The sequence below is a fragment of the Gordonia sp. B8661-1 genome, from assembly GCF_059427765.1.
Window position 1 is genome coordinate 563,739 of the sequence record NZ_JCAHRL010000002.1, and the last position, 13,381, is coordinate 577,119.

The 13,381-nt window shown below is 65.5% G+C and carries 14 protein-coding genes; 10 read left to right on the forward strand and 4 right to left on the reverse strand.

Annotated elements, in window-relative coordinates:
* Positions 1 to 39: 39 nt before the first annotated feature.
* From AC4JJG_RS06640 to AC4JJG_RS06650, 3 genes are read left to right on the forward strand one after another with little or no spacing between them, the layout of a single operon-like run.
* Positions 40 to 1,812 (forward strand): circularly permuted type 2 ATP-grasp protein, encoded by a 1,773-nt coding sequence (locus AC4JJG_RS06640; protein ID WP_495400137.1) that lies wholly within the window; start codon positions 40 to 42, stop codon positions 1,810 to 1,812.
* The gene (locus AC4JJG_RS06645) at positions 1,809 to 2,792 is read left to right on the forward strand and encodes an alpha-E domain-containing protein (protein ID WP_495400138.1); all 984 of its coding nucleotides are present in this window, start codon (positions 1,809 to 1,811) and stop codon (positions 2,790 to 2,792) included. Before AC4JJG_RS06640 ends, AC4JJG_RS06645 begins: the two co-directional genes overlap by 4 nt.
* Entirely contained in the window at positions 2,789 to 3,637 is an 849-nt protein-coding gene (locus AC4JJG_RS06650) for a transglutaminase family protein (protein ID WP_495400139.1), read from the forward strand. The genes AC4JJG_RS06645 and AC4JJG_RS06650 overlap by 4 nt, the downstream gene beginning before the upstream one ends.
* Here the strand turns inward: AC4JJG_RS06650 and AC4JJG_RS06655 are convergent, their stop codons facing one another.
* Complete coding sequence (locus tag AC4JJG_RS06655; protein ID WP_495400140.1) at positions 3,638 to 4,237, reverse strand: TetR/AcrR family transcriptional regulator; 600 nt, start codon at positions 4,235 to 4,237, stop codon at positions 3,638 to 3,640. It lies immediately after the preceding gene.
* Between the two features lie 40 nt (positions 4,238 to 4,277).
* Between AC4JJG_RS06655 and zapE the strand changes: the two genes are divergently transcribed.
* A complete protein-coding gene (zapE, locus tag AC4JJG_RS06660; protein ID WP_495400141.1) occupies positions 4,278 to 5,351 on the forward strand; it encodes a cell division protein ZapE in 1,074 nt (357 codons plus the stop codon).
* On the opposite strand, the gene AC4JJG_RS06665 is transcribed toward zapE, so the two are convergent.
* From AC4JJG_RS06665 to AC4JJG_RS06675, 3 genes are read right to left on the reverse strand one after another with little or no spacing between them, the layout of a single operon-like run.
* Complete coding sequence (locus AC4JJG_RS06665) at positions 5,271 to 6,053, reverse strand: hypothetical protein (RefSeq protein WP_495400142.1); 783 nt, start codon at positions 6,051 to 6,053, stop codon at positions 5,271 to 5,273. The two genes, zapE and AC4JJG_RS06665, sit on opposite strands and share 81 nt — an antisense overlap.
* Entirely contained in the window at positions 6,050 to 6,469 is a 420-nt protein-coding gene (locus tag AC4JJG_RS06670; protein ID WP_495400143.1) for a type II toxin-antitoxin system PemK/MazF family toxin, read from the reverse strand. The genes AC4JJG_RS06665 and AC4JJG_RS06670 overlap by 4 nt, the downstream gene beginning before the upstream one ends.
* Positions 6,466 to 7,143, reverse strand: coding sequence for an alpha/beta hydrolase family protein (locus AC4JJG_RS06675; RefSeq protein ID WP_495400144.1), 678 nt, complete (start codon positions 7,141 to 7,143; stop codon positions 6,466 to 6,468). The genes AC4JJG_RS06670 and AC4JJG_RS06675 overlap by 4 nt, the downstream gene beginning before the upstream one ends.
* Positions 7,144 to 7,270: 127 nt before the next feature.
* Here AC4JJG_RS06675 and AC4JJG_RS06680 point away from each other — a divergent pair, with 127 nt between their 5' ends.
* From AC4JJG_RS06680 to AC4JJG_RS06705, 6 genes are all read left to right on the forward strand, one after another.
* Positions 7,271 to 7,621: a DUF4333 domain-containing protein gene (locus AC4JJG_RS06680; RefSeq protein WP_495400145.1), complete on the forward strand. Its 351-nt coding sequence runs from the start codon at positions 7,271 to 7,273 to the stop codon at positions 7,619 to 7,621.
* 87 nt (positions 7,622 to 7,708) lie between these two features.
* Positions 7,709 to 9,601, forward strand: a complete 1,893-nt coding sequence (lepA, locus tag AC4JJG_RS06685; protein WP_495400501.1) for a translation elongation factor 4 — start codon at positions 7,709 to 7,711, stop codon at positions 9,599 to 9,601.
* 32 nt (positions 9,602 to 9,633) lie between these two features.
* Positions 9,634 to 11,661, forward strand: coding sequence for a M3 family metallopeptidase (locus AC4JJG_RS06690; protein ID WP_495400146.1), 2,028 nt, complete (start codon positions 9,634 to 9,636; stop codon positions 11,659 to 11,661).
* A gap of 30 nt (positions 11,662 to 11,691) precedes the next feature.
* Positions 11,692 to 12,096 carry a nuclear transport factor 2 family protein gene (locus tag AC4JJG_RS06695; protein WP_495400147.1) on the forward strand — a complete coding sequence of 135 codons (405 nt, stop codon included), beginning with the start codon at positions 11,692 to 11,694 and terminating at the stop codon, positions 12,094 to 12,096.
* On the forward strand, positions 12,093 to 13,004 hold the full coding sequence (locus AC4JJG_RS06700) for a cation diffusion facilitator family transporter (protein ID WP_495400148.1): 912 nt from the start codon (positions 12,093 to 12,095) through the stop codon (positions 13,002 to 13,004). Before AC4JJG_RS06695 ends, AC4JJG_RS06700 begins: the two co-directional genes overlap by 4 nt.
* 100 nt (positions 13,005 to 13,104) lie before the next feature.
* Complete coding sequence (locus AC4JJG_RS06705) at positions 13,105 to 13,305, forward strand: hypothetical protein (RefSeq protein ID WP_495400149.1); 201 nt, start codon at positions 13,105 to 13,107, stop codon at positions 13,303 to 13,305.
* Positions 13,306 to 13,381: the final 76 nt, after the last annotated feature.

The window sequence follows — 13,381 nt, forward strand, 5'->3', positions numbered from 1 at the left end:
ATCTGCCGACTTCCTCTTTTTGTAGCACCATGTTCACTTATGACACCCGCGTCGACATCCTCCGCAGCCGGTAAACGAAGTCCCACCAAACAGGGGGCGGCGAAGAAGTCTGCGGCGAGCAAGAACCCGGCGAAGGGCGCCGCCAAGACGACCAGGCAGACGCAGTCGCAGCGGCAGACACGGTCGCGCAAGCCCGCTGCGCGCGGCCCGTCGATCGACGACACGATCTTCGGTGGGTACTCGAAGGGCCGCTACCGCAACGCCTTCGACGAGATGTTCGACACCGACGGTGAGGTGCGGCCCGCGTACCGGGGCATCTTCAAGGCGATGTCCACCTACGATCGCGCCGATCTCGATGTGCGCGTGGACGCGCTCGGCCGTGCGTTCATCGATCAGGGTGTGACATTCTCCCTGTCCGGCACCGAACGCCCGTTCCCGCTCGATGTCGTGCCCCGCGTGATCTCCGCGAGCGAGTGGAGCAAGCTCGAAGCCGGTATCACACAACGTGTTCAGGCCCTCGAGATGTTTCTCGACGACATCTACGGCGAACAGGAGATCCTCCGCGACGGTGTGCTGCCGAAGCGACTTGTCCACTCCTGCGAGCATTTTCATCGTCAGGCCGCACATATCCGGCCGCCCAACGGTGTCCGGATCCATGTCGCGGGCATCGACCTGATCCGCGACGAGAAGGGCGACTTCCGGGTCCTCGAGGACAACCTCAGGTCGCCCTCCGGTGTGTCGTACGTCATGGAGAACCGTCGGACGATGGCCCGGGTGTTCCCGGATCTGTTCTCCTCGCACCGCGTTCGCGCCGTCGGCGACTATCCGAGCCATCTGTTGCGCGCACTGCGGGCCTCGGCCGCCTTCAACGAGGCCGACCCGACGATCGTCGTGCTCACCCCGGGTGTGGCGAACTCCGCGTACTTCGAGCATTCGTTGCTGGCCCGACAGATGGGTGTCGAGCTTGTCGAGGGACGCGACCTGTTCTGTCGTGACAACGTGGTCTACATGCGCACCACGGAGGGTGAGCAACGCGTCGACGTGATCTACCGGCGCATCGACGACGACTACCTGGATCCCATGCAGTTCCGGCCGGATTCGATGCTCGGCGTCGCCGGGCTGCTGAACGCCGCACGTGCGGGCAACGTGGTGATCTCCAGTGCCGTGGGCAACGGCGTCGGCGACGACAAGCTGATCTACACCTACGTTCCGGAGATCATCAAGTACTACCTCGGTGAGAAGCCGACCCTGCAGAATGTGGACACCCTGCGCTGCTGGCTCGACGACGAGTGCGAAGAGGTGCTCGACCGCATCGACGAGCTGGTGGTGAAACCCGTTGAGGGATCGGGTGGTTACGGCATCGTGTTCGGTCCGGAGGCCACCAAGGCCGAACTCGACACGCTGATGCGCAAGGTGCGCCACGATCCGCGCGGATGGATTGCGCAGCCCGTGGTTCAGCTCTCCACGGTGCCCACGAAGATCGGTGAGGCGGTGCGTCCGCGACATGTCGATCTCCGGCCGTTCGCGGTCAATGACGGTGAGTCGGTGTGGGTGCTGCCCGGCGGACTGACCCGCGTCGCGCTGCCGGAGGGTTCGCTGGTGGTGAACTCCAGCCAGGGCGGCGGCTCCAAGGACACCTGGGTGCTGGCCTCCCGGGCGTCGGAGGAGGATCGTGAGCTCGCTGGCGACGAGGTCGTCGATGCATCGGGGGTCGCGGCGGCGCGGCCCGCGGAGAATGCGCCGGACACGTTGTTGCACAGTCAGACCCAACAACAGGAGCAGCAACAGCAGAGTGGGGGTGACGCGCGATGATGCTCGCCCGTAACGCGGAATCGCTGTATTGGATCGGTCGCTACGTCGAGCGCGCCGACGACATGGCACGCATCCTGGATGTCGCGATCCACCAATTGCTGGAGGACGCGACCGTCGACGTCGACCGTCAGGCACGGCTCGTCATCCAGGTCCTCGGGCTCGAGGCGCCGGATCCCGACGAGGAGATGGATGTCTGGTCGCTCACCGAACGTGTTGCCTACGACAAGGATTCGGTCGGATCGATCGTCGACCTGGTCCGCTCGGCGCGGGAGAACGCCCGCGGTGCGCGCGAGGTCACGTCCAGTGAGATGTGGGAGTGTCTCAACGCCACCTACAACGGGCTCGCCGATGCCGAACGCCGCGCCCGGCGGCTCGGACCCCACGAGTTCCTGTCCTTCGTGAAGAATCGTGCGGCGATGTTCGCCGGCCTCGCCGACGCCACGTTGAGTCACGATGACGGATACCGGTATCTGCTCGTGGGCCGCTCGGTGGAGCGGGTGGACATGACCATCCGGATGCTGTTGTCCCGCGCGGGAGATCGCGTCTCCTCGCCCGCCTGGGTGAATGTCCTGGTGTCGGCGGGTGCGCACGACACGTTCCTGCGTACCTACCGCGGCGTCCTGAACGCGGAGAACATCGTCGAGTTCATGCTGCTCGACCGGCTGTTCCCGCGATCGGTCTTCCATGCGTTGAGTGTCGCGGAGGCGAATCTCGCCGACCTGGAGAACCGGCCGAGCCGCGTCGGTCTGCGTGCGGAGGCGCCACTGTTGCTGGGCCGGGCACGATCCTCGCTGGAGTTCCTGGAGCCGGGCACCCTGCTCGACGGCCTGCAGGACCGTCTGCTCGATCTGCAGGACACCTGCCGGGCCGTGAACGAGGCCGTCACAGCTCAGTATTTCCATGTGTCGCCGTATGTTTCGTGGGCGGACGCCCGGGTGAGCGATGCCGAAGACCACGTGATCGAGGAGAGTGAACTGTGAGCTGGCGATTGCGGGTCGTGCATTCCACGGGCTTCGCCTACAAGAGTCCGGTCACCTCCTCCTACAACGAGGCCCGGCTGACGCCGCGCAGCGATGCACGGCAGAACGTCATCGTGAATCGTGTGGAGACCATCCCGGCGACCCGTTCGTATCGGTACACCGACTACTGGGGCACGGCGGTGACCGCCTTCGATCTACATGCGCCGCATGAAGAACTCGAGGTGACCGGTATGTCGGTGGTGGAGACCGAGGCCGGTGCGCGCCCCGAGCCCGAGGAACAGCTGAGCTGGGACGAATTGCGGAGCGAGTACGTCGAGGACCGCTACGACGAGATGCTGTCGCGGACCGAGTACGTGCCGAGGAATCGTCAGCTCGCCGCCACCGCACGACGGCTGTCGAAGGATCTGTCGCCGGTCGAGGCGGTGGACGCGGTGTGCAGCTATGTGCACGACGAGATGCACTACGTGCCCGGCACGACCGGCGTGCACACGACGGCCGTGGACGCCTGGAATGAGCGCAAGGGCGTCTGTCAGGACTACGCGCATCTGTCGTTGCTCATGTTGCGCAGCTTGGGGATTCCGGCCCGGTACGTGTCCGGCTATCTTCATCCGCGACCGGATGCCGAGGTCGATGCAGTGGTCGAGGGGCAGAGCCACGCGTGGATCGAGGTCTGGACGGGCAGTTGGTGGGGATATGACCCGACGAACGCCACCGACATCACCGAACAACATGTGTCCGTGGGTGTGGGGCGTGACTACTCGGACGTGTCGCCGCTGAAGGGCATCTATACCGGCGGTGGCGCAACGGATCTCGACGTCGTCGTGGAGATCACCCGCCTCGCCTGATCAGGGTCTCTGCGAGATGACGGAGTCCAGCCATCGTTCGATGGTCCGCCGAAGGTCGGCTTCCCGCACCGCGGGATCTTCGGTCAGCGACCGGTGTCCGTAGGTGTGATCGAACACCAGCCCTTCCAGGAGACTGATCAGATCGGCTGCGGCCGTGGCGGGTTCGTCGGCACCGAGCGATGTCATCAGATCGCCTGCCAGCGGCAGTGAGAAGAGGCAGGTGGCGAGACCTTTGCGGAGTTCATCGTCGTCCCCGGTGTCCGCTATGAGTGCGTAGCGTGCTCGCACGTCGGCGCGACGGGCGCCAAGGAGCAGTTCCACCTGACCCGCAATGATGTCTGCGGCATCGGCCACCGTGGCGGGCGGCGCTTCGGGATCGGGTAGGGCGCCCATGAGGGCTGCGCGAGATCTCTCGGTCAGTCGCCGAATCGCGGCCGACAGCAACGCCCGGCGGGTTCGGTAGTAGTACGAGGTGGACCCACGGGCCAGTCCGAGACGCGCATCGATGGCCTGATGGGTGATCGCATGATTGCCTCCCTCCGACGCCAACTCGATGGCGGCGTCGCAGATCACCTCGCGTCGCGATGTTCGTCCGGTCACACCGGCAATCATCATCCCTCTACGATGTTAGAGTCAAGTCATGTTGAGGAGGCGACGCGCAAGCTGCCGGGTCGAACGCCCGGTCTTCGACGACGCCGCGGCGTCTGACGGTTTCGTGCTGGACGACGCCCAGGCCGCCGCGGCGGACCTTCTCGCCCACGGTGTCGATCACCTCTACCTGTGGGGACCGGTCGGCCGCGGCAAGAGTTGGCTCATGGCAACGTATTTCGACGCGGTGCCGACCCGCCGGAAGGTCCGGACGCATTTCCACGAATTCTTCCGTGACCTCCATGACGCGATCATCGTCCACCGGGCCGATCTGCACGCTGCGCTCGACGATCTGCTCGGGGACGCCGAGGTCATCTGCTTCGACGAGTTCCACGTGCACGATCCGGCCGACGGGATCTTCATCGACCGCGTGCTCACGACATTGTTCGCGCGCCCGTGCCGACTGATCGTGACATCGAATCATCCGCCGTCGGAGCTCATGCCGAATCCGTTGTTCCACAGTGGTTTCCTGCCGACCATCGCGAAGATCGAGGCATCGATGCGGGTGGTCGCCGTGAACGGCCCACGGGATTACCGCCAGTCCTCCGACCCGCGTCGGACGGAACCCGGATTCACCGCAGGCGCCTGGATCGCGCCCGGTACGTGTACTCAGTTGGCGCATCTGGGTATACCGCGCCCGAGTGCGTCGGACCGGGTGTCATTGCGACCGTCCACGCACGAGGTCGTGGCGTGGCACCGTGACGGTCGCCTCTGGATCGACTTCGCCGACCTGTGCACGGCCGCGACCGCGCCGAGCGACTATCTGTGGCTGACCGACCGTTACCCGACGTGGGTGGTCACGGGTATCCCCGCATTCTCGGACATGGATACCGAAGCGGCACAACGATTCGCCAATGTGGTCGACATCCGGTACGACCGTGACGCGCCGACCTACTTCGTCTCCGCGCTCGCACCGGACCTCGTATGCGCAGGGAGCGCCATGCCGCGGGAGAGCGAGCGCATGCTGAGCAGGCTACGGTCCTTGTCAGCCCGCTCCGAAGAAGGATGCGAGTGCTCCGGCCGGTGCGACGGCGGTGCTGACGTTGGCGATGGTGACGACGAGTAGGCAGCCGATCATCACCACGGCCGCCGCGAGACCGATGAGCCGGTCACGCCGTCGAAGGCCTTCGGTGCCGGGGCCCAGGATGCGCCACCACACGATCGTGATGACGACCATCGCGACGGTGAGTATGCCGGCGATCACCGCCATCGCCAGGTGATAGCGGGCGAAGTCGTCGACGATTGCATCGAGGGGTGGATGCGATGCGAGGGAGTCGGGATCGTCGAGTACATCGAGATCGGCCGGTGCGTGAACGCTCGGTACGAGGGACAGGAGTGAGGACAGGGGAGCGACGCTGCCCTGAATGTTGGCCGCCAGCGCGATGACCGCCCCGATTCCCATCAGTCCGGTGACTCCTGCACCTACCGCCCACTGGCGCCGTCGAGACGGGCTCGCCGTCTCGTCGGCTGACCGAAGACGACGAATCAGACTGCGTCCCAGGAGGACAAGGGTCACGAGGAGTGCGGCCGCGACGATCGCCTTGACGAGGTGATAGCGGAACCAGTAGTCCACGACGGCTTGCAGTGCGGCCGGCGGCTCCCGTCGACCGGATGGCCAGAACCCATCGAAGCCGCTTGTCGCCGCAGTGATGAGCGGTTGATTGTCGAAGGCCGTTCCGTAGCCGTCTCCGGCGAGGGCCGGCGGGGCGATGATGAATGCGGTGATGAGTGCCAGTGCGGTCGCGGCCCATGCGACCGTCGACTTCATCGCCACCCGAATCGCCGCCGGAGTTGTTCGGCCACCAGGGTGAAACGGTTCTCGTCGAGGATGGCGCCCTCGCGGCGTATGGCGTCCTCGACGACCAGGAGGACACGGTCGAGCCGGACGAAACTCTCCCGGTGATCGTTGTCCCAGGCGCCGGCTCCGACCGAGATCCAGTTGTCGTCGTCGCGGTGATAATCCTTGCTGGACAACATGAGTCCGAGGAGATGTGTCGGATCGTGGTCGGATCGGTCGCGGCCGACGACCAGCACGGGACGGTCCTTGCCCTGTGTCGCGTCGTCCTCGAACACCACCCAGGTCCAGACGATCTCACCGGGATCGGCATCACCGTCGAGATCCGGGGAGTAGACGATCTCCCGCGCGAACTGTGCGGTCGGATGACCCGGGCCCCGAGTGCTCACCGGATCGCCCCCGACAGGATCAGTTCCTCGAGTGCGTCGGCGGTCATGGCGGCGACGGGTGTGCGATCCGGCTTCAGGTCGTGTCCCGTTTTCTCGACCTCGACGACGCGCGTGGGCGCCGGGATGAGTGCGACGGCCTCGGCGAGTTCCGCGGACGTGGCGAACGGATCCGAGCTGCCGTGGACCACGAGCGTCGGCGTGGTGATCGACGGCAGATGTTCGGTGCGCAGTCGATCCGGCTTGCCCGGTGGATGCAGGGGATAGGAGGACAGCAGCAGGCCGTCGGCCCATCCGGCGTCCTCTTCGGCCACGACCATCGACGCCTGCCTGCCCCCGTAGGAGTGGCCGCCGACGACCAGCGGGCCGTCGGCTTCGCTCCGGAACGCCTCGACGGCGGCACGCACGCCGTCACGGTCGGCGGCCGCAGTCGACGGGCTCGGTGGTCCTTTCGGTCGGCGCTGCCGGTAGGGCAGGTCGATGCGGGCCACCACAAGTCCGCGATCGCATAGCTCAGTGGCGTACGCGCGCAGGATCGCGGCGTCGCGGTTTCCTCCGGCCCCGTGTGCCAGCACAACCACACCGAGCGGTGTCCGGGCCGGACGGTGAATGCTCGCGACGATCCCGTCGCCGATGTGGTCCTCGATGTCCGGTGTCTCGCTCGCTGCTGGCGGCATGGGTCAACCGTAGTGGTGAGTCCGGCTTCGCGGATCTCGGGACCGGTAAGTGCGGAGTCACATAAAGTGCGGTGAGGCATCTGCCTCGGGCCCGTTCGGGCTGCTGCTTCTACTCGTGAGGAAGACCATGGACAAGCGGGGCTCTGTTCGACGGATCGTGGTGGCGGGGATGCTGGGCTTCGGCCTGCTGGTGGCATCCGGTTGTAGTGCCGAGGTCAGCGTCGGTGAGAAATCGGTCAGCAAGTCCGACCTGGAGAAGCAGGCGAATGCGGAGTTGTCGAAGACCGTGGGGCAGACCCCGGATCGCTTCATCTGCAAGGGCGGACTGACGGCGAAGGTGGGCGCCAAGCAGGAGTGCGCGCTGCTGGCGGACGGCAAGTGGCTGCCGGTGACCGTTACCGCGACCGCGGTCGACGGCGACAACGTCCGGTTCGACGTCGAGGCGGGGACCGAGCCGATCGACGAACCGGCCTGGTGACCTGACACGTCGGTCGGCACGCAGAGGGGCGGCGGCGCCTCGGTGTGCGGAGGCATGAGAAACTGGTCTTGACCTCTTATCTCAGCAATCTCGTCTCTGCACGCCGTTCAAGGAGCCGTAGCGATTTCCACGTTCGCCGACACGACGTTCACCGATCCCGCACGGATCCGGAACTTCTGCATCATCGCCCACATCGACCATGGCAAATCCACCCTGGCCGATCGGATGCTGCAGCTCACGGGCGTGGTCGAGGAGCGGGCGATGCGGGCCCAGTACCTCGACCGGATGGACATCGAGCGTGAGCGCGGCATCACCATCAAGGCGCAGAACGTGCGCCTGCCCTGGCAGGTCACCGAAGACGGCGAGACCACCGACTACGTCATGCACCTCATCGACACACCGGGCCACGTCGACTTCACCTACGAGGTCTCGCGTGCCCTGGAGGCCTGCGAGGGTGCGGTGCTCCTCGTCGACGCGGCGCAGGGCATCGAGGCCCAGACGCTGGCGAACCTCTACCTGGCGATGGACAACGATCTGACCATCATTCCGGTGCTCAACAAGATCGACCTGCCGGCCGCCGACCCGGACCGCTACGCAGCGGAGATCGCGCACATCATCGGATGTGAACCCGACGACGTCCTGCGGGTGTCCGGCAAGACCGGTGAGGGCGTGAAGGAACTCCTCGACGAGGTCGTCCGGCTCATCCCGCCTCCCGAGGGTGATGCCGATGCGCCGGCCCGCGCGATGATCTTCGACTCGGTCTACGACACCTACCGAGGCGTCGTCACCTACGTCCGCGTGGTGGACGGCAAGATCGTGCCCCGCGAGAAGATCGCGATGATGTCGACCGGTGCGACGCACGAACTGCTCGAGGTCGGCATCGTGTCGCCGGAGCCGAAGGCGTCGCAGGGACTCGGTGTCGGCGAGGTCGGCTATCTCATCACCGGTGTGAAGGACGTGCGGCAGTCGAAGGTGGGTGACACCGTGACGACCGCACGCCACGGTGCGTCCGAACCGCTGACCGGGTATCGCGAACCGCGACCGATGGTCTACTCCGGTCTGTATCCGGTCGACGGTTCCGACTATCCCGTATTGCGTGAGGCCCTCGACAAACTGCAGCTCAACGACGCGGCGCTGACCTACGAACCGGAAACCTCCGTCGCGCTGGGCTTCGGTTTCCGGTGTGGCTTCCTCGGTCTGCTGCACATGGAGATCACGCGCGAACGTCTCGAACGTGAATTCAATCTGGACCTGATCTCCACCGCACCCAACGTGGTGTACCGCGTCATCATGGAGGATGGCACCGAACACATCGTGACCAACCCGTCGGATTGGCCGGATGGCAAGGCGCGAAGCATCTTCGAGCCGATCGTGAAGACCACGGTGATCGCGCCCAGCGAGTTCATCGGCGCCATCATGGAGCTCTGTCAGTCACGGCGCGGCGAGCTCGGCGGCATGGACTATCTGTCCGAGACGCGAGTGGAACTGCGGTACACACTTCCGTTGGCGGAGATCATCTTCGACTTCTTCGATGCCCTCAAGTCGCGGACACGGGGATACGCGAGCCTCGACTACGAGGAGGCGGGCGAGCAGGAGGCCGATCTGGTGAAGGTCGACATTCTGTTGCAGGGTGAGGCGGTCGACGCGTTCAGTGCCATCGTGCACAAGGATGCCGCCTACGCGTACGGCAACAAGATGGCGCTCAAACTCAAGGAGTTGATCCCGCGCCAGCAGTTCGAGGTGCCGATCCAGGCCGCCATCGGCTCGAAGATCATTGCCCGAGAGAACATCCGGGCGATCCGCAAGGACGTGCTCGCGAAGTGCTACGGCGGCGACATCAGCCGTAAGCGCAAGCTGTTGGAGAAGCAGAAGGAGGGCAAGAAGCGGATGAAGACCATCGGGCGCGTCGACGTTCCGCAGGAGGCCTTCGTCGCCGCACTCTCCACCGATGCCGTCGGAGACAAACCCAAGGGCAAGTAGCAGTCCTGTCCGCTCACGTGTGAAGGAGTTCCATGGTCAACCCGGTTCTCGCCGAATCCACTCTGCCGCACGGGCTGCCGGATTTCGCGTCGATCTCCGACGACGATTTCCTGCCCGCCTTCACCTCGGCGATGGCCGCGCACCTCGCCGAGGTCGAGGCCATCGCCACCGACACGGAACCCGCGACGTTCGCCAATACCGTGGAGGCACTGGAACTCTCCGGACGTGATCTGGCCCGCGCGGCCGGGATCTTCTTCAATCTCGTCGGCTCCGATGCGAACCCGCGTCGCAACGAGATCTCCCAGGAACTCTCCACGCTGCTCACCGCCCACGGCAACACCATCGCCATGGATCCCCGGATCTTCGGGCGTATCTCGGATCTGTACGGCCGCCGTGACGAACTGGGTCTCTCCGAAGCGCAGGATCGCCTGCTGGCCAAGCGATACCGGGAGTCGGTGCGCGCCGGTGCCGGTCTGGATCCGCAGCAGCAGGAGCGGATGCGGGAGATCTCGTCGCGCCTCGCCTACCTGACGACGACCTTCTCGCAGAAACTCCTCGACGACACCAATGCCTCCGCGGTGCTGGTGGACACTGCTGCCGAACTCGACGGCCTGCCGGCGAGTGAGATCGCGGCGGCGCGCAGGGCCGCAGCCGATGCCGGTCACGACGACGGGTATCTGCTGTCGCTGGAGTTGCCCACGAGTCAGTCGGTGCTGACATCTCTCACCGACGCGAGCACGCGGCAACGGGTCTTCGACGCGTCGGTCCAGCGCGGCGCCCGCGACAACGAATTCGACACGCGTGGAATCATTCTCGAGATCGTCGCGCTGCGGGCCGAGCGTGCCCGGCTGCTCGGCTACGAGAACCATGCCGAATTCGTGATCGCCGAGGAGACGGCGCCGGGGCCGGCCGCCGTGATGGAGTTGCTCGGCGAACTGACCGCGTCGGCGAACCGCGCGGGGGAGCGGGAGCGGGTGCGGTTGACCGGTCTGAGTGATGGTGCCGAGATCGGTCCCGCCGACCTGACGTACTGGCTGGCGCAGGAACGCCGATCCACGGCGGCGGTGCCGCTCGGCGACTTCGCGCTGTACTGCGAACTCGACTCGGTGCTGGAACGCGGGGTGTTCTTCGCCGCCGAACAGCTCTACGGTCTGACCTTCACGCGCCGTCCGGATCTCGCCGGATATCACCCCGACGTCCGTGTGTGGGAGGTGTTCGACGACACCGGCCGCAGCATCGGCCTGTATCTCGGCGACTATTACGCCCGACCGTCCAAACGGGGCGGCGCCTGGATGAACAACATCGTCGATCAGTCACGAGTGTTGGCAACACAGCCCGTGGTGGTGAATGTGCTCAACGTGACGAAACCCGATGCCGGACAACCCACTTTGCTGACCATGGATCAGCTGACGACGCTGTTCCACGAGTTCGGGCACGCACTGCACGGATTGTTGTCCGCGGTCGACTACCCCTCACAGTCAGGCACCTCCGTGCCGCGGGATTTCGTCGAGTTCCCGTCGCAGGTGAACGAGATGTGGGCACTGCACCCGGACGTGCTCGCGAACTACGCGCGTCACCATGAGACCGGAGAGGCCATCCCCGCCGAACTCGCCGAGGCCGCGCGCGCATCGGCGAATGCCGAGAGCGCCCACGGCACCATCGAATACCTGGCCGCGGCCGTCCTCGATCTCGCCTGGCATCGCATCACCGCCGACCAGCAGATCACCGATGTGCTGACCTTCGAACGAGAAGCCCTGTCCGAGGCCGGATTCGGAACGCTCATCCCGCCGCGCTACCGAAGCACCTATTTCAACCACATCTTCGGCGGCGGATATTCGGCGGGCTACTACAGCTACATCTGGTCCGAGGTGCTCGACGCCGAGACCGAACAGTGGTTCCTCGCCGAGGGCGGGTTGGTTCGGGACAGCGGCCGCAAGTTCGCCGATACCACGCTGTCCCGCGGTGACAGCGTGGATCCGCTTGTCGCGCATGAGACGTTGATCGGCCGGAAAGCCGAGATCGGACCGCTGCTGAAGCGACGCGGTCTCGATGCCGCCTAGCCGGCGGCACCCCGTGATGAGGAGGCGGACATGACGACATTCCGTGAGGCGGTCGAAGCCCGGGATCTCGACGCGGTCGAGGAGTGCCTGGCCGACGACGTGGTGTTCCGCAGCCCGGTGGCGTTCACGCCGTACCCGGGTAAGGCGATCACCGCGGCCATTCTTCGCGCCGTGATCGAGGTGTTCGAGAACTTCCGGTACGTCCGCGAGATCCACGACGCGGCAAGCGGCGACCACGCACTGGTCTTCGAGGCGGAGATCGACGGCAAGCACGTCACGGGCTGCGATTTTCTCGTCTACGACGAGGACGGGAAGATCAACGACTTCATGGTGATGGTCCGTCCGTTGTCGGCGGCCCAGGCACTCGCGCAGCAGATGGGGGAGCGGTACCCGGCCATCGAGGCGGCCGCCCGCGCAGCCCTCGAAAGTCGATGATCACCGCGACCACCCCCGCGCGCCGCGATCTGACGCGGTTCGCACTCCTGAGCATTGCGGCCGCGATCGTCACGATCGTGATGAAAGTCCTTGCCTGGCAACTGACCGGGTCGGTGGGGCTGTTGTCGGATGCGGCGGAGTCATTGGTGAATCTGGTCGCCGCCATCGGCGCGTTCGCCGCGCTGCGCGTGGCAGCTCGGCCCGCGGATGCCGGTCACAACTTCGGGCACAGCAAGGCCGAATATTTCTCGGCGGTGGCCGAGGGGGTGATGATCGTCGTCGCGGCCGCGGTGATCATGGTGGCCGCCGTCGACCGGTTGCTGAACCCTCAGGAACTCGAGGCCGTGGGCCTCGGACTGGTGGTGTCGGTGGCCGCGACCGTGGTCAACGGTGTGGTGGGTGTCGTGCTCGTCCGGGCGGGCAGCCGGTATCGATCGCTGCCCCTGGAGGCCGACGGCAAGCATCTCCTCACCGATGTGTGGACCACCGCCGGAGTCATCGTCGGCGTACTGCTCGTGGCGCTGACCGGGTGGCTACCGCTGGACCCGATCATCGCGATCGCGGTGGCGGTGAACATCATCGTGGTGGGGGCACGCCTCATCTGGCGCTCCGGGGCCGGCCTGATGGATGCCGCGGTGGCCGACGACGATCGCGCGGTGATCGACGGTGTGCTCGACCGTTACCGGGCACGCCATATCGAGTTCCACGACATCCGGACACGCGAGTCCGGCCATGAACGTTTTGTGCAATTGCACATGCTGGTTCCGGGGGACTGGTCGGTGCAGGAGGCGCACGATCTCGGCGAGGAGATCGAAGGTGAGATGATGGGTGTGCTCGATCACCTGTCGGTGACCATTCACATGGAGCCGATCGAGGACCCGCGGAGCTATGAGGACTGGCGACTATGATTGCGAAGGGCTCCGGCACCGAGTTTTGTTCAGCGTGAGCGAAACTCCTCCGGTGCCCGTGCTCGGGGCGTCGACGAGATCGAGAACAGCGAGGTAGAACGTGAGTGGCTTGGCGAACTGGTGGGACGGCGTCGAGGAGTGGCTGACCGGCCTGTCCTTCGTGCCGCAACTCCTGGTCACTCTCGCCGTGGTCATTCCGCTCGCCGTGGCGATCGCAGTGCTGCTGAATCTGCTGGTGGACGGCGTGAGCACGTTGTTCGACCGTCGGCGCTTCGCCGACGAGGACGGGACGGGACTGTAGACAATGATTCGCTCACGTGTCACTTGGGCTTTGCTCGCACTCATCATCCTGGTGGTGCTCGCGTGGGTATTGACGC